The sequence below is a fragment of the Sediminispirochaeta bajacaliforniensis DSM 16054 genome (genome assembly GCF_000378205.1).
Lineage (GTDB): Bacteria > Spirochaetota > Spirochaetia > DSM-16054 > Sediminispirochaetaceae > Sediminispirochaeta > Sediminispirochaeta bajacaliforniensis.
Genome location: NZ_KB899421.1, coordinates 25,899 through 50,270 on the forward strand (window position 1 = coordinate 25,899; position 24,372 = coordinate 50,270).

Below are 24,372 nucleotides of genomic sequence, written 5' to 3' on the forward strand. Positions count from 1 at the left end.
CAATGAATCTTTCCGTTAACGATCTTTCCTTATATATCCACGTTCCTTTTTGCTTCGATAAGTGTGACTATTGTGATTTTTTCAGTATTCCCCATCACGGTCGGCCTGATAACCGGTTGCTTGAGAGGGAGTTCCGTCTGATAGAAGCCATGGGCTCCAGATGGCTTCGCCGATTACAGTGCAGGAGCCTAGAAACCATCTATATCGGCGGAGGCACACCCTCATCGATAGGATTGGATCGTCTTGAAAGGCTTTTGAGTATCATTGCAAACCTCATAAAAAAAGAGGGGATTGCCTTCGAAGGTGAGTATACCATGGAAGCCAATCCAAGAGATATTTCCGACGATCTCATTGAGCTTTTGGAAAGCTACAAGATCAACCGTCTCAGTCTCGGCCTCCAGTCGCTCAATGACCGGGACCTTAGGGCCATAGGCAGAAGCGGAAGCAGGGCGCAATCCTTAAACGCCCTTAGCGTGCTTTCCTCCCGCTGGAAGGGACGCTTTTCCCTTGATATCATTGCGGGTATTCCGGGCCAGAAAAGCGAAAGCATCGATGAGATCGTCGAAACAGCGGTCGAATCTGGAGCCGATCACCTTTCTATCTACCAACTCACCATTGAAGAGGGGACTCCTCTTGCAAGAAAGATAGCCCAGGGGCTTCGTCGTGCGCCGCAGGATGAAGATTATCTTCGTCTCTTTAAGCACGCCGTCGAAACAGCCGAAAAAACGGGTTTTAAACGATATGAGGTTTCGGCATTTGCACGCAAGGGTTGTGAAAGCAAGCATAATCTACGCTATTGGTATCTGCGCCCCTATCTTGGGCTTGGAAGCGGCGCGGTATCGACCCTGCCGCTTGCTGACGGGAGGGCTCTGCGTTTTTGTACCGGAAAGGGGCGTTATATGAAAGAAATTCTTTCGCATAGACAACGCTTTACCGAAGCTCTCATGACAGGCTTTCGTCTGGTAGCAGGTGTTGATGAAAGCATGATTTCCGGCACTGGAATTCCCGACCATCCTTTTCGACTCATCAGAAAGACCATTACCGATTACCGGAAGCGCGGACTTTTGTTCATGAAAAACGGAAGGATGGGACTTACACATCAGGGGCTCGACCTTTTAGACCGTTTTCTTCTTGATTGCCTTGTAGAACTTGATATCACCTGGCCCGAGAATCGATCTTGACAGCGCATTTTCGGGCGTGATAGATTTTTATTTTAAAGCAGCATTTTTTAAGGAGTAGAGAGTATATGTCAGGCCATAGTAAATGGGCTTCGATCAAGCATAAAAAGGGTGCCATCGATGCTAAACGGGGAAAAGCCTTCACAAAAATCATCAAGGAGATTACTGTTGCGGCCCGAATGGGCGGAGGCGACCCCGAAGCAAATCCTCGGCTCAGAACCGCCGTTCTAAAAGCCAAAAGCGCAAACATGCCGAAGGACAATGTCGAGCGCGCCATTAAGAAGGGAACAGGAGATCTCGAAGGGGTCGATTATGTTGAACTGGCCTATGAGGCATACGGCCCTGGCGGCGTAGCGATTCTCATTGATGCTCTTACCGATAATAAAAACCGAACTGCTGCGGATGTGCGAAGTATCCTGACCAAAGGCGGTGGGAACCTCGGGGAATCGGGTTGTGTTTCTTATCTTTTCCAACGCAAAGGTATCATCAATTACTCTGCGGAGAGCTACACCGAAGAGGCAATTTTCGAGGTTGCCCTGGAGGCTGGAGCGGAAGATGTTTCCACCGAGGGAGACTCGATCGAAGTCATGACCGCTCCGGAGGATTTTGAACCGGTTCTGAAGGCCCTCCAGGCTGCAGGTTTTGAAGAAGAGCTCGCTGAGGTAAATAAGGTTCCCGATTCGACCGTCACCCTTGATGAGGAAAAGACCAGAAAGGCTCTCAGGCTTATCGAACGACTGGATGACCACGATGATGTTCAGTCTGTGGCGACAAACCTGGATATTCCCGAAGGCTTCGACCCGGACGAAGAATGACCAGGATACTCGGCCTTGATCCCGGTTTTGCCGAGACCGGCTGGGGAGTCGTAGAGGCCGAAGGTAACCGTTTCCGCCATGTCGATCACGGTGCCATCCGAACAAAAGCGAAAGAGCAAGTCGGATTCCGTTTGTCTGCAATTTACGATGCCGTAAAGAGCCTTGTCGAACAGTATCGACCCGAATGCTGCGGAATCGAAGAACTCTATTTTGCAAAAAATATTACCAGCGCCTTTCCTGTCGCTCAGGCAAGAGGGGTGCTGTTGCTTGTGCTGGAGCAGCATTCCATTGTAACCGAAAGTTATTCTCCGCCGCTTATCAAGCAGACGATTACAGGAGTCGGCAGGGCGGAGAAACGGCAGGTTCAGGAAATGGTTCGGCTCTTGCTTGGATTGACGGAAATTCCCAAACCGGATCATGCGGCTGATGCTTTGGCCGCAGCATTAACTCATGCAAGTTTTCGTTTTTCGTCATTACGGGGAGTGCGGAGGGATATATGATAGAGAGCTTGACGGGCACGATAACGGGAAGGCAGGGTACCGTGCTCTTTTTATCCACCGGGGCAATCGAATGGGTCCTTGAAGCCACCTCATCGGCTGCAATGAAATTTGCCTCCTCAAAGGAAACCGTACAAATTCCTGTTCACCTTATCCATCGTGAAGATGCCATGTTGCTCTTTGCTTTTGCATCAAAAAAGGAACGGAACCTTTTTCGCGAGCTTTTAAAGGTATCGGGGATAGGTCCCAAACAAGCAGTAAGGATTTTATCGGGGATGGAAGCCGACCGTTTTATCGCCGCCCTTGAAAACGAAGATGTGGATCTGCTTTCCTCCATCCCCGGAGTCGGGAAAAAGAGTGCGGGGAAGATTATTCTCGCCCTTCGTGGTAAGCTTACGCCTGCGGAAGAAGAGGGGGAAGCAGGAGATGAGAGCCTTCCCTTCAAGGAGCTTGTGGAAGCCCTTAACGGTATGGGATTCGATCGTAAGCTTGCAGAAAAGGCTTTAAAGGCGGCTTTGAACGAATTAGAGCCCGAGCGCTTTGAACATGATCATGAAAAGCTTGAACGAGAGCTCTTTAGGGCGGCAATTGTGAGGCTAAGCAGCTAATGTCCGATAATAATCCAGACTCCTTTCTTGAAGCCGAGTATCGCGAAGAGGATGCCCTTGAGGGACGACTTCGTCCTCAGCGGCTGAAGGAGTTTCAGGGGCAACGGGCCCTTAAAGAAAATCTTTCGGTTTTTATATCGGCGGCAAAGGAACGGCAGGAAAGCCTGGATCATGTTTTTCTTTCAGGTCCCCCGGGACTGGGTAAAACGACCCTTGCCGGAATTCTCGCCAATGAGATGGGAGCCGAATTCAAGGTAACCAGCGCTCCGGCCCTGGAGAAGCCCAAGGACCTCGCAGGTATTCTCACCACCCTTGGCGAGGGTAATGTTTTTTTTATCGATGAGGTGCACAGGCTCAAACCGGCCCTCGAAGAGATGCTTTACATTGCCATGGAGGATTTCGAGATTGATTGGATTGTGGGGCAGGGCCCCGCGGCCCGGACCATACGGATTCCTCTTCCGCCCTTTACCCTTATCGGAGCCACTACGAAAGCGGGACAGGTAACAGGGCCCCTCTTCTCCCGTTTCGGCATCACGGTCAGAATGGACTTCTATACCGAGGCGGATTTAAAGGCCATCATCGCCCGTTCCGCATCGATTTTGTCGGTTTCGATCGGCGAAGATGCGGTTGCCGCCATCGCACAATGCTCACGAGGAACGCCGAGGGTCGCCAATCGATTACTTCGAAGAATGCGTGATTTCGCCCAGATCCTTGGAAACGGTTCTATCGATGCCGGAATCGTATCAGAAGGCTTGAGGCGGCTGGAGATCGACCATTTCGGGCTCGAAAAGCATGACAGAGAAATCTTACGTACCATTATCGAACAGTACGACGGAGGACCTGTGGGTGCTGAAACCCTGGCCATCAGCGTCGGCGAGGCAGTGGAAAGCCTTGAAGACTTTTACGAGCCATTTCTTATCCAACGAGGCTTCCTCCAGCGTACTCCCCGGGGAAGAACGGCGACTCCTCTTGCTTATCGACATCTTGGTATAGACCCAAACACAGGAAGGAGTAAGAAGGTTGAAGACCAGCGATTTCTCTTTTGATCTTCCCGAAGAATTAATAGCACAAACCCCGTCGAAAAAGAGGGGGGCAAGCAGGATGCTGGTCGTCGACCGAAAAAGCGGAACCTTTCGTCACCTCCACACCTCGGATTTTCCGGAGATTGTGGAAGATGATGTCTTGCTTGTTATAAACGATTCAAAGGTTCGTAAAGCACGCTTATTCGGCAGCTCCGAGACCGGGGGAACGGTTGAATTTCTCCTCCTTCATCCCGATTCCCAGGATCAGTGTCTTTGGACTGCAATGGTCTCAAAGGCAAAAAAGCAGCGTCCCGGCAAGCGTTTCCTGTTTCCTCAAGGCATAGAAGGTATCATCGAGGCCGCGCACGGGGACAGCACAGGGCCGTATCGTCGGGTCCGTTTTTCCGTCCCCATAGATGATGCATATTTCGAGGTCAACGGCCATATTCCCTTGCCGCCCTATATAAGAAGGGAAGATACCGAACTGGATGAGGAGCGCTACCAAACCGTCTATGCACAGCATCCAGGATCGGTAGCGGCCCCTACAGCGGGCTTACACTTTACCGAGGAAACCTTTACGGCCTTGAAAAACCGCTCTGTCCCCGTGGCCCGGCTAACGCTTCATGTGGGCCTCGGGACCTTTCTCCCTGTCCGCAGCGAAGAGATTACCGATCACGAAATGCACCGTGAGCGTTATGAGATTTCCCAAGATGCAGCCGATACGATTAATAGAGCGAAGCACGACGGGCGAAAGATCGTTGCGGTGGGAACCACATCGGTCAGGACCCTTGAATCTGCCTGGGATACCGAAAATGGCTGCATACGGGCAGGAAGTGCCGAAACACAGCTGTTCATCTACCCCGGTTATACCTTCAAGGTGGTAGATCGCCTTTTTACCAATTTTCATACCCCGAAGTCGACGCTCCTGATGCTGGTCAGCGCCTTTGCCGGAAAAGCGTTGATAGATGCCGCCTATGCCGAGGCATTGAAAGAGCGATATCGTTTTTTCAGCTATGGTGATGCAATGTATATTCAATAGGTGGATTGATCCATCTTTTCAAAGGCGTCTCTTACTTTCTGAAGACGTGCAAGGTCCAGAGCGATAAACTCACCGTAGTCCAGCTCTCCCTGATCGATGCGGTAGACTTCATCCTCCCATTCTTCGACCTCATCAAGGTGCACATAGTCGACGGTGTGAAGCTTTGCCCACCAGGTTAGCGCCTCTTTCCAATAGGAAAGGGCGGCCTTATAGCAGCTTTCGGCAGTCTCCAAGGAGTCGAGGTTTGCAGATTTCCAGGGATAGTTGTAAAAATAGGCTTCCCGTTTATCGTATTTCGATGCAAGTCCCCGATACTGTTTCACCAGCTCCAGGTTTACATGCATATAAAAAAGCGTTCGGTAGCGCTGCCACTCCTTTCTGTCGTCGATACGGGCCAGTGCGTTCAGGGGATTTGCAAAGGGAGAGCGTAAGGCCCGTTCCAGGTACCAGATATTCTCCTGATACTCTTCGGGATAACGGTAGAGATTTTGGTGATAGAGGCGGTAGAATTGTTCAGCAAATTCTATTTTGTAGGCCGATCCCGCAACGGGAAGAAAGATCATCAGAATTAGGCATAGAAAGCAACATCGCACCCTCATATGCTTATTATCGACCGTCGCGCACAATACTCCACACTTTTTCGGCAAGCACCTCTTTCGCAAGTGTTCCGTCGAGACGATGAATCTTCATCCTTCTCTTGGCATAAAGGTCAAGGGTATGCTCATAGCGTTCACGCACCCGTTCCTGTAAAGCAAGAGTTTCGAAGATATCACGCTGATCACGATCCGACATGCGGCGTTCGCACTCTTCGGGAGCGAGGTCTATATAGATCAGCCGTTCGGGAAGGGGGAAAATGCTATTTATCTCATACACAATGTCGAAATCGACATCAAGGGATTGATATGCTAAACTCGAAAAAAGATAACGATCTCCAATGACAGCTATATGCTTATCGAGCCATGAGAGAATACCGCCTTTTCCAAAGAGGTGTTCATAGCGGTCGGCAACAAAGAGTCGGGCAAGAGTCTCGGGATGGTATGGTAGCTGCCCGGCGAGGACCTTTCTGATGACTACGCCGATCTCGGAAGCGGTCGGTTCAAAGGTCAGCTGTACCGCTTTTCCCTTCAGCTTACAGCGATCGGCAAGGAGTAAGGCTTGAGTAGTGGTTCCGGCTCCATCGAGGCCCTCGAATACCGTGTATCCGCTAAGAATTTTCTGCTCTTTCATGACGAAACCTTACCCGCTTTCCCATCTCTTGTCGATAATGTATGATGGAAAAGAGGGAGAATTGGCAATATCTTTAGAAGGGATATATCTCCCGTACTTGCAGGGTTAGGAAACTGAAAGGGATTACGTTCTCAATAAAACTCCATACAATTGCCGTTTTTCTTTTTTTGGTAGCGGCAACGACGGCTCTGTTTTTCCCTCTTCAGCGGCGTCTTGATACCCTCATGGAGTCATGGCAGAGACAAACCATAGCCGCGGTTGAGAAACGATTCGGATATACCATCAATTATGAACGCATCAGGCCCACTATCCTGGTTCGTTTGGAAATTTTCAATGCACGAATGAGTGATGGCTCGGATACTCTTCTGAGTCTTCAGCGTCTTTCGGTAAAATACAATATCATTCGTCTGCTACGAGGGGACATCGAAGGTGCCGTCAGCAAGATAATTCTTGTTAATACAACCCTTCATATCGATGCCGAAAAGGATAGTAAGCTTCTTTCCATTTTCTCTTCGGATAAACCACAAAGCAAAACCTCACTCACGGCGGCACCTTCGCCTCGGCTTCCGTCGGTTCCCGATTTAACCATACGCGGAAACAATGTCAATATCGACTATAGTAGCAGTAGGTTCTCATTGTCGGTAGAAAACCTCTTTTTTTCATTGCAGGGCGGGCAGTCTCCGCATTTTTCTTCCAGAGGCAGGATTACGTTTTCACTGAAAGGAGCCGAACAAGCTTCCATTGCCACCCCCTTTCAGGCTTTGATCACGGCGGAGGGAACGTGGAAAAGTAGTGACACTGCAGGAGTCACCATCGGTCTTCGTGATCTCCAGTCTCCATTCATGACGATTCCTACGGTACGGTTTCATGCCAGCCTGGATGGCGAAACACTCATTGTTGAGAAAGCGGCGGATCGTATTCCCCTCGACCTTAGTCTGCGTCATGATTTTTCCGAGTCTGCCACACAGCTTGAAATTCTATCAGAGGCCTTTGTCCCATCATCGTTTCTATCCCTTCGGGGGGATTATGATTCGATTAACCCTTGGCTGCGCAATAGTTACAGCGGTAAAATGGAGGTACGATACGATAAGAATCATTCCAGGCTGACGTATTCGACGGATATGGCCGCGCAGTTGCGTTATATCTCCGGGGTTGAATTGCCATTTCCCCTCAATCATCATGTTCAGATTGCGGCAACTGGTGATGAAAAGGGAATGAAAATAGACCTTTTGCGTGTTACATCTTCGGATATGGATTTTCGTCTTTCAGGTACGGCGCTGTTTTCCCCCCTCGTTTTTGATTTGGATTTTGATATCGGTCGTTTGGCCATTGACGAAAATCTTATTTCTGGGAAGGGGCGCCTTTCGTATAATCGAGATGGATTGGTTCTTACATCGGATCATATTTCATACAACGATATCAAGCTTTCTAAGCTCGAGACATGGCTTTCGTTTGACTCGGCCGGAAGCAGCGATTTTTCTCTACGCATGACGGTTCCGGATGAAAATAGCGACAAACAGGGACATATCGCTGCAGAAGGAGAATTTAGATGGAAAGATTCCTTTTACCTTGAAAGCTCTCTTTCCATTCAATCAGTGCCACTTGCAAATTTTTATTCCGAACTTCAGCGGAGAGGGGTTGAGATCCCCTCTTTTCTCCCTCCTCCTTATCTTGATATGGATGGCTTTTTTTCCACAGACAAGAAGCGACTGAGCTATTCGGTCGTAGGTCTGAGGATCACCGATGGATCTGCCGATCACTATCTAAGCCTCAGCGGCGCGGGAACTCTCGATGAACATACCATAAGGAACTTTGATCTCCGTTGGGGTGATTATGTCGCAGGAGGAAGCAGTACCTTCTATATCAGGGATCAGGCCCTTCTTGCGGAAAGCGATATCACCGTCAATCAAATTTCCTATGGATTTACCGCATATTACAACTTCGGCAAAAGTTTGGTCCTCTCCGGAGATCATGGAAGCCGTCTTATTGCCCGATTTAAGGACGACGGCCTTTATCTTGCGGCGGAAGCAGATGCCTTTCCCCTGCCGATTAAACTAAAAGAAGCGGCTGACCTCTCATTCTCTCTCCACGGTCGTTATCGGTCCCCGTCTTCATGGCGGCTCGTAGTGGATACGTTTCGTTTTACATCGTTTTTTGCCTTCGAAGGATCGGGTAGCATAGGAAACAACGCCGCTTTTCTTACCAATATCTCCTATCAAAGGGAAGGAGCACCGCTTCGGGGATCGATAAGTGCTTCTTATCCCGATAATAGTCCTCTGAAAGCGCAGGGATGGGTATCGCTTAGCGATCCGAAAAATGAAGAAACCTACCTCGGGGCTTTTTCTTTGGATCCCAACGGCTTTTCCGCAAATTTCGACATACAAAATGCACCGCTTTCCAGATTTACAATAAAGAAACCACAAGGGAAAATATCCGGAAAACTTATTGCAAAGGGCCCCTATCGTGATCCGGATTTTTCGGTCGATCTTGCCTTGGCAGAGGGGCAACAGGCCGACAAACCCCTGGAACTTGAGGTGCGGGCTGAAAAAAAAGGAAGTGAGCTTCAGCTCAAGTACGGACGGGGACGCTTTGGAAATCATATTTTTCAGAAAATATCAGGCCTTCTCATGCTCAATGACGGGCACATTACCCTTTCAGGTGAATATCGCCCCTATTATCAAAAAAAATTGCAGTCGGTTGGATTTTTACTTGAGGGGCAAACAGCCCCGGTCAATCGACTTTCGGCATTAGCCGACATCGCTCAATCACCGCTCTCGATGGGAGTAACTCTGGATCCTATTCTTACCTCCGACGGGACCATGGATTCTCAACACTACGAACTCAAAAAAGAAGAAGGTACTATCTCCGTTACAGGAGGACCGCAAGAGGCAATCAACGGGTATTATCGTAAGGGAGGAGATTTTTATTTAGGCCTTTCCGACCCACTGCCCATAGTTGGCAACGTAAACGGCCACCTGGTTGAAAAAGAAATCTCCGCCGACATTTCACTTGAGTCCGCCGATCTGTCACTTTTGGACGGTATTGCCGATATCGGTTTCTTTGCCCTCCACGACGGAAGGGCCGAAGGAAGTCTGCATATCGAAGGGTCAATCAATGATCCTTCCTTTTCGGGAGCAATCTCCATCCAAGAGGCAAGGGCATCCAGCTCCCTTTTCCCGAACGAACTTTCTCTCTTTGATGCCTATGTGCGTATGACCGATAAAGAGGTATCGCTCATTGCCGAGCCCATTCGATCGGGGAACGCCACCCTTGATGTTTCCCTCGGCCTGGTAATAGAACGATGGCTTCCCAGAAATTATAGCATCACCATACGTCCGGAAGGAGAGAATGGTGTAAAAACCGAGTATGCTATTTCCGGAGGTGGCGTAGATGTAACCGGCTATACCCGCGGTATCTTCGAAATCTCAGGATCTGCTACAACCCTGAACCTCTCCGGTGATCTTGTCTTGAATGATGCCTCTATCACCTTGCAAAATAAGCAGAACCAAAAAACAAAGAGCAATCAGGAGACAAAACAACGAAGAAAGCGCGATTTCACTCTTGACCTGAAGATTACAAGCGGTAAACGAGTCGAATTCTTTTGGCCGACGATAAACTTTCCTATTTTGAGAAGCTTTGCGGAAACCGAACAATCGGTCATCATCCGATTTGATTCGGCCGAACGTTCTTTCGGACTAAAGGGTTCCATAGGGATTCAAGGTGGAGAAATTTCCTACCTCCAAAGAAACTTCCTCATTACAAAGGGTGATATTGAGTTCAATGAAAACGCGGACCGTTTTGATCCGAGGCTATCTGTAGAGGCTGTCTTGCGTGAGATCGATGATGATGGTAAGCCCTTAAAAATCTATCTAACGGTGGATGATCAGCCTTTGAGTAAATTCGAACCAAAATTCAGCTCTGATCCTGCCATGAGCGATGCTGAAATCATTACAATTCTCGGAGCTTCGCTGCCGAGCAGGATCGGAAGTGAGGCCATAGACCTCACAACCAGTCTTGCCCTTACAGGTTCACTGGTAACCCAGCTGGGTATCATCGGGACCTTTGAATCCAGAGTCAAAGATGTTCTCAATGTTGATCTGTTTTCTATTCGGACCCAAATGATTCAGAATTTAATTATTGACAGGTTAGGCAGCGCCCTGGGAAATGAAGACTATGAAGGAAGCGATCTAAGTCAATACCTTGACAACACCACGATCTTTCTGGGAAAGTACTTTGGCAATGATCTGTTTATACAGGGAACACTACAAATTCAGGCAAATCAGGTTACGGATCAAATTGTGAATAAAAACGATTTGTACATCAATTCCGAAATCAGCCTGGAGTGGAAAACGCCTCTTTTTCTTCTGGAATTGGCAATAGAACCGGATTTCGAGAATCCTATCGACACTCTTGACAATACCAGTCTGGGCTTGTCATGGAGCTTTTCGTATTGATAATGATGACTATGCTAAGGAGTTTTTATGCGATTTAAGCGCCTTCTCTCAATACTGTTGATTCTTACTGCCGTAACACTTAACCTTGCGGCACAATCATCCGAATCGTGGTATCTCAACAAGCCGATTGAAGATATTCGTTTCGAGGGCCTTTCTCATGTCAAACTTTCGGATCTTAAAGGTATCACACAGCAATACGTGGGAGAGGCTTTAACCGAAGGTCGCCTGATTGATTTGCAGAGTAAACTTTACGCCCTCAATTTTTTTCAACGCTTTTCTGTAGATGCGGAGGAGGGGCGCAATGGAAAGAACAGCGTTGTTTTGGTGCTTACCGTTACAGAACGGCCCATTGTTGATGAGATTATTATCGAGGGAAATAAGAAGGTCCGAACCGGTGAGATCCTCGATGCGGTGCAATTGAAGCGGGATGATATTGTTACTACGGTAAAGATCAAGGCCGATGAAAAGGCCATAGAGGAGCTTTATCGGGGAAAGGGTTATCCCGAAATATCGGTATCCTCCAGTACGCAGCTGAATGAAGCGACGAACACCATGAAAGTGACCTTCACGGTTGCCGAGGGAAGTCAGGTACGGGTTCAGGAGATCAGATTTTCCGGAAATGAATTTGTTTCAAGTGATACGCTGCGCGGAAAACTGACATCAAAAGAACGGTCTCTCTTTTCCAGTGGGATCCTGAAAGAAGCCTCCCTTCAGCAGGATCGTTCGGCCATCGAACGTTTCTATCGGGAACAGGGGTACATCGATGCAAAGGTCGTAAATATCGGCAAGGAGGTTGCCTCCGTTGAAAACGGAAGACAACTCATGATCCTGACCTTTTATATCAATGAGGGAAGACAGTGGAAATTCGGGGGCATCACGTTCAACGGGAATCAGTTGTACTCAGACGATGAGCTCGGCACCTATATAAGGCTTGAACCGGGAGACGTAATCAATTATCCGCTTTTTCAGGCCGATCTTGCCCAGATTTCCGACCTTTATTTCAATGACGGCTATATTTTCAATGCCATCGTACCTAAAGAAAATCGTAACGAACAGGAAGGAACCATAGATTTTCTTCTCAACATCACGGAAAAGGGACGAGCCCATATTGAAGATGTCATTCTCAAGGGCAATGAAAAGACAAAGGATTTTGTTCTCTATCGGGAAATTCCTCTCGAGACTGGTGATGTATTCAGCAAGGATAAGGTACTCCAGGCAATGCAGAACCTGTATAACACGGGTCTGTTCTCCGCGGTCTCTCCCGAAACCCCATATGGCAGTGCAGAGGGGTTGATGGATCTTGTCTTTACGGTTGAAGAGGCAAGGACGACCGATATTCAGTTCGGGATCACCTTTACCGGCGGAGTGAGTGAGTATCCCATTGTCGGTTTTCTCCAGTGGACCGACCATAATTTCAGAGGTGCGGGACAGGAGCTTTCCATAGGGGCGCAGGTTTCAAATAGTGAACAAAGTATCACCTTCGGTTTCAGCGATAACTGGCTTTTTGACAAACGTTTTTCGGGTGGTGTCAATTTTTCTTTCGCGCATAACCTCTACGACAATGTACTTCAGGATGCCGAAGGGCCCACGTTTACGGAAGAACAGTACGATAATGATGAAGCGGCTCCCGATCCCTACACCTCCCGCGAAGAGTATGAGAATGCCATCGACGACGGCAAATCGATCGATGATGCCTATCTGATGAAGTATGACCAATGGAAAATCAGTTTGGGAGCCAACGGGGGCTACACCTTTCATACCGATTATGGAAGGGTCGGCCTGCAAAGCGGTTTGACTTCTTCCATCAGTTACGTTGACTACGACCCTGATCTCTATACACCATACAATCCCTCCATCAGAGAAAACCTACATACCTGGCTTCTGACGAATAAACTCTGGGCCAGCGTCAACTGGGATACCCGTGACTATATCTACAGTCCAACCAGGGGAGGCCTCTTGAGCGAAACCCTCACGTATACCGGAGGCCTTTTATTCGGAAGTACTCATTACATTAAGACACAGACAAAAGCTCAGAGGTTTTTACAACTCTTCGACATTCCAGTGGGAAAGGAGTGGAGTTTTCGTACCATCCTCGCCGCCCAAAGCAACTTATCGTTTATTCTTCCCCAATGGTACTACGATTCGGACACAGGAGAGTGGACAAGCGGAGTGCATGCATCCGATAGTCAATTGCTCTATACCGATGGTATGACCATTGCCAGGGGATGGGATATCGATAAGGGAAACGAGGCACTCTGGGATAACTGGGTTGAACTAAGAATTCCCATAAGCGAAAAACTACTTTGGTCGGACCTCTATTTCAGCACCACCGGTGTATGGGACGATCTCGATATGTTTCCCGAAATGGGAATCGAGGATTTCAAGTTTTCCATGGGAGGCGGTATCAGGCTTATTATTCCCGGTTTACCCTTGGGACTCTACCTGGTCAAAACCTTCAGTTTTGATGAGGGAGGTAATGTTCAGTGGGATGGAGGACCTATTTTTTCCGATCCCGATGATGACACAAAGGGGCTGAAGCTGGTACTCTCTCTTACGACGGGACTCTTTTAGGAGGATACAATGATGAACTACATAAAAGGCAGAACGCAGAAAGCGGTTTTCCTGATTACACTTATGGTGATGGCTTTGTGGGGAGGGACCAGTGCCCTTGTAGCCGAAAAGCTGACCATGGTTGCGGTCGTCGATCTGACTAAGATTGTCAGCGACTATTTCAAAGAATCTACCGAGTGGCGGGAGATTGATGAGCTGACCAAAAAAATGGAAGAAACGGTTCGTCAGAGGATGGATGAAATCAACGCCCTCAAGCAGCAGAAGATTGAAGCTGAGAATGCAAACGATGATCTCCTCGTTCTTAAACTTGAGGAACAGATCAGAAAAAAACAGGAATATCTGCAAGAGTACAACAAGATCATGTCGGATAGGATACAGAGCAAAAAAGAAAATTTGCTAACAAGTTCGGATTTCTCCAGAGAGATCATCAAGACGGTCCAGTACATAGCGGAAAGTGAGGGATATTCCATCGTTTTCAGAAAAAAAGATCCTAATATTCTCTATTACAATTACGAAGTCGATATCACCAATAAGGTTCTGGACCATCTCCGCAGGACCGCCGGTTCCCGATAGCAAAGCCTTTTAGCCATGGCCTCGGAAACCCCCATGATGCAGCAATACCGGAGCCTCAAAGAGAGGCACCGGGATGCTGTTCTCTTTTTTCGTCTCGGTGATTTCTATGAGATGTTTGAACGGGATGCGGCAGAGGTGTCGGCCATTCTCGGACTGACCCTTACAAAGCGGAACGGGTTACCGATGTGTGGAATCCCCTACCATGCCGCCGGCACCTACATCCCCAGACTCCTTCGGGCCGGAAGGAAGATCGCCATCTGCGAACAGATTGCACTTCCTCAAGGCGGGAAAGGGATCGCGAAGCGGGAAGTGGTGGAAGTCATCACTCCAGGGACCGTTGTCGATGAAGATTTCCTTGATCGGGGAAGGAACAACTATCTTGCTTCCCTGGGACAGATAGAAGGGGCCCTCTCATTTTCTTATATCGACCTTTCCACCGGTGAGTTTGCGGTAACACTTCTTGGAAAGGAAAACCGCTTCGAAAAGCTGCGCAAAGAGCTTGCCAGATTACAGCCGTCCGAGTTACTGGTTCAGGAAAGTCTACTCGAAGATGAACCGGAGACGGCCCGAATTTTGGAAGAGCGGCAGATTCTGATAAACCGTTATCCCGACTGGTCCTATGACCTTGGTGACAGTGAAGCCCGCCTGCGCAGACTTTTTGGTGTAACTAACCTTAAGGGGTTCGGCATCCTTCCTGATGACCATGCCGTTTACTCCTGTGGTACGCTCCTGGGGTATTTATCCGAGACGGCACATGACCATCTTCGTCACATAAGTTCGATAGTGCGTTATGAAGAGAGTGATTTCGTCGGTCTTGATGAATCAACTCAGCGAAATCTGGAAATCGTTTCAAATATGCGTGACGCCTCCAGTGCGTATACACTTTTCCAGGTTTTGGACAAAACACGTACGGCTCCCGGTGCAAGAACGCTGAGAAGCAGGCTTCTGCATCCTCTTCGGGATATGAAGGCGATTACGCTCCGACTGGATAAGGTGGAGGAACTCTACAGAAACCAGATGGTCCTTTCGTCACTACGAAAAAAGCTTTCCGGAGTCCTTGATCTGGAGCGACTTTCGGCCAGAATCGCTCTTGGAAAGGCACATGCCAAAGACCTTGCTGCAGTTGCTTCCACGAGCACTGTTATCCTCGAAATCGACCAAGAATTCGGGGAGATGAGGGTTCCCGACTCATGGATGCTAGCCCCGGAGATCCGTTCCGCTGCCGGAGAACTGGCAAAGGAACTGCGCAGGGCAATCTGCGATGATCCCTCGGTACTATTGACCGAGGGGAATATGATACGGGAGGGTTACAGTGAGGAACTTGATCGCCTCAGGTTGCTAAAGCGAGATAGTCGTAAGGTTTTGGCAGACTACCTCGAAGATGAAAAGAACAGGAGTGGAATCGCCAACCTAAAAATCAAATACAATAAGATTATTGGACATTTTATTGAGGTTACGAAGGGAAACTTATCACTCGTTCCCGAGCATTTCATTAGACGTCAGTCTCTTGTAGGTGCTGAACGCTTTACCACCGAACGGCTGGGGGAGCTTGAGACGGAACTAAACAGTGCATCGGAAAAAATGATCCAGTTGGAAAAAGAACTTTTCCTTTCTCTTCGAGAGTCCTGTGCCAGGCGTCTTCCCTTGCTTCACACCCTTGCCGAGTATATCTGCGATATCGATTTTTTTCAGGCCCTTGCCTATGCGGCAACCATCCACGGTTATGTACGGCCGGACATTAATACCGGCAACGATATCGTCATACGGGAAGGACGGCATCCCGTTGTAGAGGCGGGACTTAACGCCGGAGAATTCATCCCGAATTCCATCGATATCGGGGCAAAGAAAAGCTTCGCATTGATAACAGGACCCAACATGGCCGGTAAATCGACCTACCTCAGGCAGACGGCCCTCATTGTTCTGATGGCCCAGTGCGGTTCCTTCGTTCCTGCAATGGAAGCTAATATTGGTATCGTCGATAGAATTTTCTGTAGGGTTGGGGCCTCAGACAATCTTGCACGAGGAGAGTCGACCTTTCTTGTTGAAATGAATGAAACGGCCTATATACTCAGGACCGCGGGTGAGAAGAGCCTCGTTATCATGGATGAGGTCGGTCGGGGGACCAGTACGACCGACGGCCTTGCAATTGCATGGGCTGTCTCCGAAGCACTCATTGAACGAAAGACAAAAACCCTTTTCGCAACCCATTTTCATGAACTAAGCGAACTTCAACAAGATTCGATACAAAAACTTCGCCTTATGGTCAAGGAAGAGGGAGATCGGGTGATCTTTTTAAAGAAGGTCGAAGAGGGGTGTGCTGCCGGTTCCTACGGTATCCATGTCGCTTCTCTTGCCGGTGTCCCGGATCCCGTTCTTTCCCGAGCCAGACAGATTTTGGCTGAACTTGAACATAGGGATCGTCCGATTCCCAAAGGGATGGCCCCTCAAAAGGGACCGCAAAAAAGTGATCTGCTTTTCAATGAAACCGAATTGATCGAAAGTGAGATTATGAGTATTGATCTCGACAGCTTAACGCCGAAAAAGGCCCTTGATATTTTGTATCGATGGAAAGAAGAGCTTGGTTCGGGAAGAATGAAGTAATTTCTCTACTTTCTGCATATAGGGTATATGGACCCTCTTCTTATCGAGGCCTTGCAGCTCTTGTTTCCGTCGCAATGTCTTCTGTGTGGAAGACCCTACATCCCCGATATCTTCCCACACCACGGAGGAGAACGGTGGGCTCCCGTTCCTCTCTGCCGGACGTGCTTACAGGAGTTGGAACAGGAATTACTTGAACAGGGATGTAGCATCTGCGGAAGTCCCCTCGTCTCGGAGCAAACTATTTGTATGAGCTGCAGAAGACATTTTCCTTCCCTTCCGTCTTTTCGTTCCAATAGACCCCTTTTCCTCTATCGGGGAAAGGCAAAAGAACTGCTTCGCTGGTATAAGTTTAAGAACCGACGAGATCTCGCGCCGCTCTTTGCCTATTTTTTTGCCCAACGGGTCATAAAACCATTTGGAAGCCAGATCACCCTCGTTCCTGTTCCCTTCAGATCGGCAGGAAAGCGCAGCAGGGGCTGGGACCCTGTGGAAACAATCTGCCGCATTCTTTCCCATCACTATGGCTACAGCGTGGCATATCTTCTCAAAAGACGTGGCAATCGTCAGCAAAAGCAGATGACCGCTGCCGAACGAGAGGGAAATATGCAAAAGGCTATTGTTATGAGACGGCGAAGGAGTCACCTTTCAGCCGAGTCCCATTATCTTATCATTGACGATGTTATGACAACCGGCGCAACGCTCCAGGCGTGTGCCGCGGCTCTCAGAGATAGCGGGGCAGAAAAAATCTCGGCAACGACCATAGTGGTGGATTGACTATTATCATGTGTGCTGTTATCTTATATCTAACATTTCAGCATGCGGTCTGGAAGGAGTCGAAAGCGACTCCTTTTTTATTGCGGGAAAAAAGAACGTGGAATACTTTTCAAAACATCAGCAAGGTCCCCTTACCGGGGAGCTTGAGCCAATTATTGAAGGACTCGGCTATAAGACGGTGGAAGTTGCCGCAAAGAAAACCGGTTCACGCCATCATGTTTCCGTCATTATCAGCGGTGGAGACTCCGGTATAGGTTTGACGGACTGTGAGAAGGTGCATAAAGCCATTCTTCCCCGACTTGAAATTCTCCTTGATGATAGGGATATCTATGTAGAAGTCTCATCACCGGGTATTTCAAGGAATCTGAAATGTGGTGCCGAATTTGGCATATTTGTTGGTTCGCTTGTGCGCCTCCTTTTGGAAGGAGAAAACGAGTGGATTGTCGGACGAATCATGAAATCCGACGAACGAAAGGTTGTCATTGAAATGTCCGATGGGAAGAAAGAAGATTACTTGTACGACACGATACGTAAAGCAAAACTTGTGGATATACAGGAGGCAAAGAAATAGATGGCCGCTGGTTTGGCAGAAGCAATCCGCTCCCTGGTTCAGGATCGGGGAATATCGGAAGAACTGGTAAGGAAAACCATTGAGGATTTTCTCCTTGCCGCTTATAAACGCAAATTTGGTACTACGGAGAATGCCGTTGTACGTTTTAGTGAGGATGGTAACGAGGTAGCGATTTTTGCTGCAAAAGAAATTGTCGAAAATGTTGAGGATCCGGTTACGGAAATGCCTCTGAAAGAAGCATTGACCTATAATGAAGAATGTGAAATCGGTGATGAGCTGCTTATTGAGATAAATCCGAAAGAGTTTGATCGTGTTGCCGTCCAGAGTGCAAAACAGAAAGCGAAACAAACCTTGCGGGAAATCCAGAAGGATACCCTCTATTCCGAATTTAAGGAAAAAGAGGGAGAAATGGTTATTGGTTATTATCAACGTGAACGTAACGGCAATATCTTTGTTGATCTTGGTAAAATCGAGGGAATTCTTCCCCGGCGCTATCAATCCCCTCGGGAGGTATATCGCCCCAACGATCGTATCAAGGCCCTTATTTACGAGGTAAGTAAATCCCCTTCCGGGCTCCAAATCGTTCTATCGAGAACCCACACCGATTTTGTGAAGCGCATCTTTGAACTGGAAGTTCCGGAGGTCTACGACAAAACCGTAGAAATTTTTAAAATTGTACGTGAGCCGGGATATCGGACCAAGATTGCTGTCTACTCAAACAGGGATGATGTAGATCCCGTCGGTGCATGTGTCGGTATGAAAGGCGTGCGTATCCAGGCCGTGGTACGAGAGCTTGAAGGTGAAAAGATCGATATCCTGAAATACGACATTGATGCTCGCTCCTTCATTAAAAATGCACTCAGCCCAGCCGAGGTCCAAAACGTTGTCATCCTTGATGAGGCAAAACGTCAGGCTTTGGCCGTGGTAGAGGAGAATCAACTTTCCCTCGCCATCGGAAAGCAGGGCTTAAATGTGCGTCTTGCAAATCGTCTTGTCGACTGGAATATCGATGTAAAGACTATTGAGCAGTTTGAAGAGATGGATCTCTCTGCAGAGACAAAGAAGGAGCTAAATGCGCTCTTTAACGATGTCGAAGAGGATGATGAGAACGTCGAGGAAATCAGCCGTATTTCGGAGCTTCCGGGTATCAGCGAACGACTTTCGGAAATCCTCATGCAAAACGGCGTTGAACTTATCGAGACCTTGGTCGGGCTTTCGGGAGAGGATCTTTCAAGACTGGAAGGTGTTACGGTACAGGATGTCGAAACAATACAAAACATTATTTCCGAAAATGTCGACATCATTGAGGAGCAGGAAGAGGAAGCCGTTGCCCAAACCGAGAGCCATGAACACCCCGCCGAGGAAACATACGAGTGTCCCGAATGCGGACACCCGATTACCATAGATATGACCTCTTGCCCAAACTGCGGCGTAGGTTTAAGCTTTGAAGTCGAAGACGACAATGATGAAGACGAAGAAGAGGAGGAATAAGATTCCTCTCTAACGGGAGTAGTAAAGGAACTGTATGGCTGAAGAACAAGATAAGAAGCAGAAACCGAAAGCAACCCTCATCAAGCATCGAAAACCGTCGGCAGGTTCTTTCTCACAGGAAGATCGCACGGATAAGAACGACAAGAAAAAGGTTGTCGTTGTAAAAAAGAAGACGAAGAAAACCGTGCCGAAGGTTGTTGCAAAGAAAGAGGAGCCTGTACCGGTCGAACAGGAAAAGCAAGCCGTCAGTTCCCCTCAGGCACCTCGGACAGCGGATTCCGGTCGGGGAACAGGAACAGAAGATAGGCCGCCCCAAAGACCGAGGCAAAACACTCATCCCCAGACGAATTCCCGCCCTAATGGTTCACAGGATCGTCGCCCTTATAATAATCGTGATAATCGTGACAACAACAGGGATAATCGGGATAATCGCGGTTTCCAAAATAGGAACTCAAACCGGGAAGGCGGAAGCGATCAGCGACGATCGTTTGACCGCAGACCGAGCGGTCCTGATTCCTCCCAGCAGAGGCGCGGCGGAGGTCCGGCTCCGAGACGACAGGGTGGAGCCCCTACCGGCGGACCACGCAGAGGTCCATCGGGACCTCCCCCCCGAGGCCCTCGTCGCGGCCCGGGCACAGCTCCTCAGGGTGGACAAAGAAGAGGACCCGGATCTGCACCTGCCGGGGGTAAGTCTACGGACGATAGTCTGAGTGCAGGAAAAAAGCAGGGTGGAAAAAAATTCTACAAGGCTAAGAAAAAGACTGCCTATCAGAAATCAAAGAGGGATGATGTTCAGGAAAAATCCTTCCAGATAAAGAAAAAGCAGGTGAAGCGGGCCAATCCCGTACCGAAAGAAATTGAGATCATGGAGGTCATTACGGTATCTGAGTTGGCTCGTAAGATGAACCTTAAGGCATCAGAGCTCATCGGTAAGTTGATGGAAATGGGGATGATGGTTACCATTAATCAACAGATCGATGCCGAGACCGCCGAGATTCTCGCTTCCGAATATAGCTGCAACGTTAAGATTGTCAGCTTGTACGATGAAACTCTCATCGAGACTGAAAAAGACAATGATGAAGACCTTCGGGAACGTCCTCCGATTGTTACCGTCATGGGACATGTCGATCATGGAAAAACCAAACTGCTCGATGCCATACGTTCCACAAATGTGGTGGCAGGTGAGTTCGGCGGTATTACCCAGCATATTGGTGCATATAAGGTAAAGGTCAGGGATCATGAGGTTGTCTTCCTCGATACTCCCGGTCATGAAGCTTTTACCCTCATGCGAGCAAGAGGGGCTCAGATTACCGATATTGTTATTCTTGTTGTTGCTGCAAACGATGGTGTAATGCCTCAAACGATCGAAGCTATCCACCATGCAAAGGAAGCCAAGGTTCCCATCATCGTTGCCGTCAACAAGGTCGATCTTGCCGATGCAAATATCGATCGGGTGAAACAGCAGCTTTCCGAGTACGATCTTATCCCGGAAGCTTGGGGAGGAAGTACGCTTTTCTGCGAGATTTCCGCCCTGAAAAAGACGGGAATCGACAGCCTGCTCGAAACGGTCCTTCTCCAGGCCGAACTCCTTGAACTAAAGGCAAATTATACATGCCGGGCCGAGGGAAAGGTCATCGAGTCCAAGGTTGACCATGGCCGGGGTATCGTCTCGACGGTTATTGTCCAGCGAGGAACGCTTCGGGTTGGTGACGCCTTTGTCGCGGGAGTCTATCCGGGAAAGGTGCGGGCGCTGTTCAATGATAAGGGTGAAAAAATCGACGAGGCACCACCGGCGACTCCGGTTGAGATTCTCGGTTTTACCGGAATTCCCGATGCGGGGAGTCCCTTTCAGGTTACAGAAACCGAACGTCAGGCTCGTCAGGTGGGTGCCAAGCGCCAGGAGCTCGAGAAACAGGGTGAGGCTCAGAATGTTAAAAAGATCACCCTCGACAACCTCTACGATTCCATCCAGGAAGGATCCATTCAGGAGCTTAAGGTCGTCGTTAAGGGTGATGTCCACGGTTCGGTAGAGGCCCTGCAGACGGCACTGGAAAAACTCTCTACGAAGGAGATTCATCTTGTCGTTATCCATGCAGCAGCAGGTGCCATCGTCGAGAACGACGTCAATCTTGCTGCAGCTTCGAATGCAATTATCGTTGGCTTCCACGTTCGTCCGACTCCGAAGGCCCAGATGATCGCCGAACGGGAAAAGGTCGATATAAGGAAATATAATGTCATTTACGACGCGGTCGAGGACATTCGGTCGGCAATGGAAGGAATGTTGGCACCCGACCTTCAGGAGGAGGTTATCGGTACCGTCGAAGTTCGAGATACCTTCAAGGTCCCGAAGATCGGGGTTATCGCCGGTTGCTACGTCACCAATGGAAAGGCGAGACGGAATGCTCTCGTTCGGGTCTATCGTGAGCATATCGAAATTCACTCAGGTAAGATCAGTTCGTTGAAGCGTTTTAAAGACGATGCAAAAGAAGTCGATGCAGGATACGAATGTGGTCTCGGTGTTGAAAACTTCAACGATCTCAAGGTTGGTGACACCCTGGAGGTTTACGAAGTTCGCGAAATAGCAAAGAAGCTATAGGAACCCGATGGCTGAAAACATACGGCTGAGAAGGGTCGAATCTTCCATTCAAAATGAGATTGGAATGATGATCCTTCGGCAGATGATTAAGGACCCCCGTGTTACCGAAACTATGACGGTAACACGGGTGGAAGTTTCCAAGGATATCGCCTATGCAAAGGTATATATCTCATCGCTGGCGGGGGAGCACTCCCTTGAAGAGGGAGTGCAGGCGCTTAATCACGCTGCCGGTTTTATTCAGGCTCGCGTAGCCCGTCAAATAAAGACGAAAAATACCCCAAAACTCCGTTTTTTTGAAGATCATTCGATCGAACTTGGAGTCGAGATGACCAGGAAGCTTGAGGAGTTGGACCGCTAAGTTGAGATCCTCTGGGCTTATTCTTATAGATAAACCCGAAGGAGTTACCTCTTTCGGAGCACTGTATCCAATAAAAAAACGACTCGGAAAAGGAATAAAAGTCGGTCATACAGGAACGCTTGATAAATTTGCCTCTGGTCTGCTCGTTGTATGCGCCGGAAGCTACACACGGCTTGCCGGTTTTATCACGACGGAAGATAAAAGCTACGAAGCAACCATTCTTTTCGGCAGTCAAACCGACACTCTCGACCCCGAAGGGCGCGTTATTCGCCAAGAGCCGCTCCCTTGTCGGGATAAGCTTTTTTCCGTAATTCATGACTTCACTGGTAATATATTACAGAAGCCGCCGTTTTTTTCGGCACTTCATGTAAAGGGAGAGCGGGCCTATAAACGTGCTCTGCGCGGAGAATCGGTGGAGATGACTCCACGGCATGTGACAATTCATAATCTTGAAATTATGGCTTTCGATGGGAAGAAAGCCGTAATCAGGGTAACCTGCTCAAAAGGAACCTATATACGATCCCTTGCCAGAGATATTGCCCTTGCTGCCGGATCTTGTGGCTACCTTCTTTCCCTTCGGAGGACCCAACTGGGACGGTTTGCGGTTTGTGATGCGGTCGCCCCGGAACTCTTTGATCCCGATCGCCATCTTGCAGGTGGGTATCGATGGTTCTCCGAGATGCAGGATCGCTTTGCCGTTGCCCGTGTCGATGGGGCCATGCACAGGCGTATCACCAACGGAATTATGCCTCCACAGACTTTTCTCTCCAAGCTATTTACGGCCGAAACGGAAAGGGCTTTGGATCGGCATTACCTCCTTTTTTCCGAAGAAGGAGCACTTGCTGCTTCTCTCAATCGTAGCGAAAAGGGGTTTGCCTTTGACTTTGTGGTTGGAACATAGGAAAGCAAGATGGGTATCTACTCCTGGGCAGAATTCATAGAAGATCCGCCGCATATTTCGCAGCAGTCGACAATCAGTGTAGGGGTCTTCGACGGGGTCCATGCCGGGCATAAACTGCTTATTTCTTGCATGGAGCGTTTCCCTCATACTCAGAAATGGATCTTTACCTTTTCCGAAAATCCGCGCCGTATATTGCGTTCCGGACACTTTCCCGGTGATCTTATGACAAGGTTCCAGAAGATAGAGGAGCTTAAGCGCTTGGGAATCACCAATATCGTTCTCATTGACTTTTCCAATGATTTCAGTAAACTGACAGGGAAAGATTTCTTTACTGCGATTATCAAGCGTATCCCGGTACAGGCCGTTGTGCTTGGCGATAATTTTCGTTGCGGGAGAGGCGGTTCTGCCAGTGCGTACGATGTTCGGGGTTTTCTGACATCCCGTAACATCGAGGTAATGATTCCACAGCCTTTGGCATGGCGGAACAGAACAATAAGCAGTACGCGTATCCGAGCGGCAATTCAGGAAGGCGATTTTGTCTCCGTTCGGATGATGACAGAAAGAGCTTTCACTCTCGACGTGGCCGACCTACCTCAACGTATGGGAGTAAAAGCCATTACCATAGACAAAAAGGATGTACAGCAGGTCCTGCCGCCACCAGGGTCCTATCAGGTGTACATTTCGAAAAACGGTGAGCAAGCCGTTTTAACGACGCTTTCTATTGATGAAGCGTTCGTCAGATGGATCAGGCCCAACTGCTACAAAGGTCCTGTCCACAATATTCAATTCGTAACGAACGAGGAGTGACGTACAATCATGTTGACCAAGGAAAAGAAGCTGGAGATCATCAAAGAGTTTGGCGGAAATGAGAAAAATAGTGGTTCGACCGAAGTTCAGGTGGCCCTTCTTACCGCTCGGATTGAAGACTTGACCGAGCATTTCAAGACACATAAAAAAGACCACGCGAGCAGGAGAGGTCTGCTCAAACTTGTAGGCCAGCGAAGAAAACTTTTGAAATACCTTAAGCGTGTTAACCTTGACGGGTATAGGGCGCTGATCGAAAAGCTCAACCTCAGAAAATAGTTATAAGGATTTA

General features: G+C 48.7%; 20 protein-coding genes and 1 pseudogene. 19 read left to right on the forward strand and 2 right to left on the reverse strand.

Annotation, left to right across the window (positions count from 1 at the left end):
• The first annotated feature begins 2 nt into the window (after positions 1 to 2).
• The 6 genes from hemW (at position 3) to queA (ending at position 5,159) form a co-directional block, all read left to right on the forward strand.
• Positions 3 to 1,181, forward strand: coding sequence for a radical SAM family heme chaperone HemW (gene hemW, locus F459_RS0115305; protein ID WP_020613597.1), 1,179 nt, complete (start codon positions 3 to 5; stop codon positions 1,179 to 1,181).
• A 65-nt stretch (positions 1,182 to 1,246) separates the two neighbouring features.
• A complete protein-coding gene (locus F459_RS0115310) occupies positions 1,247 to 1,993 on the forward strand; it encodes a YebC/PmpR family DNA-binding transcriptional regulator (RefSeq protein ID WP_020613598.1) in 747 nt (248 codons plus the stop codon).
• Positions 1,990 to 2,493, forward strand: a complete 504-nt coding sequence (gene ruvC / locus F459_RS0115315) for a crossover junction endodeoxyribonuclease RuvC (protein WP_020613599.1) — start codon at positions 1,990 to 1,992, stop codon at positions 2,491 to 2,493. Before F459_RS0115310 ends, ruvC begins: the two co-directional genes overlap by 4 nt.
• Positions 2,490 to 3,098 (forward strand): Holliday junction branch migration protein RuvA, encoded by a 609-nt coding sequence (ruvA, locus tag F459_RS0115320; protein WP_020613600.1) that lies wholly within the window; start codon positions 2,490 to 2,492, stop codon positions 3,096 to 3,098. The genes ruvC and ruvA overlap by 4 nt, the downstream gene beginning before the upstream one ends.
• Positions 3,098 to 4,144 carry a Holliday junction branch migration DNA helicase RuvB gene (gene ruvB / locus F459_RS0115325; RefSeq protein ID WP_020613601.1) on the forward strand — a complete coding sequence of 349 codons (1,047 nt, stop codon included), beginning with the start codon at positions 3,098 to 3,100 and terminating at the stop codon, positions 4,142 to 4,144. Before ruvA ends, ruvB begins: the two co-directional genes overlap by 1 nt.
• Positions 4,119 to 5,159: a tRNA preQ1(34) S-adenosylmethionine ribosyltransferase-isomerase QueA gene (gene queA, locus F459_RS0115330; protein ID WP_020613602.1), complete on the forward strand. Its 1,041-nt coding sequence runs from the start codon at positions 4,119 to 4,121 to the stop codon at positions 5,157 to 5,159. The genes ruvB and queA overlap by 26 nt, the downstream gene beginning before the upstream one ends.
• Here queA and F459_RS0115335 read toward each other — a convergent pair.
• Both F459_RS0115335 and tmk read right to left on the reverse strand, forming a co-directional pair.
• Complete coding sequence (locus F459_RS0115335) at positions 5,153 to 5,722, reverse strand: hypothetical protein (RefSeq protein WP_020613603.1); 570 nt, start codon at positions 5,720 to 5,722, stop codon at positions 5,153 to 5,155. The genes queA and F459_RS0115335 overlap by 7 nt on opposite strands.
• 43 nt (positions 5,723 to 5,765) lie before the next feature.
• The gene (gene tmk, locus F459_RS0115340) at positions 5,766 to 6,386 is read right to left on the reverse strand and encodes a dTMP kinase (protein ID WP_020613604.1); all 621 of its coding nucleotides are present in this window, start codon (positions 6,384 to 6,386) and stop codon (positions 5,766 to 5,768) included.
• A gap of 167 nt (positions 6,387 to 6,553) precedes the next feature.
• On the opposite strand from tmk, the gene F459_RS0115345 reads away from it, so the two are divergent.
• The 13 genes and pseudogenes from F459_RS0115345 (at position 6,554) to rpsO (ending at position 24,359) form a co-directional block, all read left to right on the forward strand.
• The gene (locus F459_RS0115345) at positions 6,554 to 10,840 is read left to right on the forward strand and encodes a translocation/assembly module TamB domain-containing protein (RefSeq protein ID WP_033301874.1); all 4,287 of its coding nucleotides are present in this window, start codon (positions 6,554 to 6,556) and stop codon (positions 10,838 to 10,840) included.
• 27 nt (positions 10,841 to 10,867) lie between these two features.
• The gene (gene bamA / locus F459_RS0115350; RefSeq protein ID WP_020613606.1) at positions 10,868 to 13,411 is read left to right on the forward strand and encodes an outer membrane protein assembly factor BamA; all 2,544 of its coding nucleotides are present in this window, start codon (positions 10,868 to 10,870) and stop codon (positions 13,409 to 13,411) included.
• Positions 13,412 to 13,423: 12 nt separating this feature from the next.
• Positions 13,424 to 13,984: an OmpH family outer membrane protein gene (locus tag F459_RS0115355; RefSeq protein WP_245540194.1), complete on the forward strand. Its 561-nt coding sequence runs from the start codon at positions 13,424 to 13,426 to the stop codon at positions 13,982 to 13,984.
• Positions 13,985 to 14,017: 33 nt separating this feature from the next.
• On the forward strand, positions 14,018 to 16,585 hold the full coding sequence (mutS, locus tag F459_RS0115360) for a DNA mismatch repair protein MutS (RefSeq protein WP_154651705.1): 2,568 nt from the start codon (positions 14,018 to 14,020) through the stop codon (positions 16,583 to 16,585).
• A gap of 27 nt (positions 16,586 to 16,612) precedes the next feature.
• Positions 16,613 to 16,831 (forward strand): annotated as a pseudogene (locus F459_RS24465) (double zinc ribbon domain-containing protein); the annotation flags it as partial.
• On the forward strand, positions 16,832 to 17,359 hold the full coding sequence (locus F459_RS0115365; RefSeq protein WP_245540197.1) for a ComF family protein: 528 nt from the start codon (positions 16,832 to 16,834) through the stop codon (positions 17,357 to 17,359).
• 97 nt (positions 17,360 to 17,456) lie between these two features.
• On the forward strand, positions 17,457 to 17,930 hold the full coding sequence (rimP, locus tag F459_RS0115370) for a ribosome maturation factor RimP (RefSeq protein ID WP_169517957.1): 474 nt from the start codon (positions 17,457 to 17,459) through the stop codon (positions 17,928 to 17,930).
• Complete coding sequence (gene nusA / locus F459_RS0115375) at positions 17,931 to 19,421, forward strand: transcription termination factor NusA (RefSeq protein WP_020613611.1); 1,491 nt, start codon at positions 17,931 to 17,933, stop codon at positions 19,419 to 19,421.
• 34 nt (positions 19,422 to 19,455) lie between these two features.
• Positions 19,456 to 22,017 (forward strand): translation initiation factor IF-2, encoded by a 2,562-nt coding sequence (gene infB / locus F459_RS0115380; RefSeq protein WP_020613612.1) that lies wholly within the window; start codon positions 19,456 to 19,458, stop codon positions 22,015 to 22,017.
• Between the two features lie 7 nt (positions 22,018 to 22,024).
• Positions 22,025 to 22,375 (forward strand): 30S ribosome-binding factor RbfA, encoded by a 351-nt coding sequence (rbfA, locus tag F459_RS0115385; RefSeq protein WP_013254615.1) that lies wholly within the window; start codon positions 22,025 to 22,027, stop codon positions 22,373 to 22,375.
• A 1-nt stretch (position 22,376) separates the two neighbouring features.
• Positions 22,377 to 23,276: a tRNA pseudouridine(55) synthase TruB gene (gene truB, locus F459_RS0115390; protein WP_020613613.1), complete on the forward strand. Its 900-nt coding sequence runs from the start codon at positions 22,377 to 22,379 to the stop codon at positions 23,274 to 23,276.
• Between the two features lie 9 nt (positions 23,277 to 23,285).
• Positions 23,286 to 24,083 (forward strand): FAD synthetase family protein, encoded by a 798-nt coding sequence (locus F459_RS0115395; protein ID WP_020613614.1) that lies wholly within the window; start codon positions 23,286 to 23,288, stop codon positions 24,081 to 24,083.
• Positions 24,084 to 24,092: 9 nt separating this feature from the next.
• Positions 24,093 to 24,359, forward strand: coding sequence for a 30S ribosomal protein S15 (rpsO, locus tag F459_RS0115400; RefSeq protein WP_013254618.1), 267 nt, complete (start codon positions 24,093 to 24,095; stop codon positions 24,357 to 24,359).
• Positions 24,360 to 24,372 lie beyond the last annotated feature (13 nt).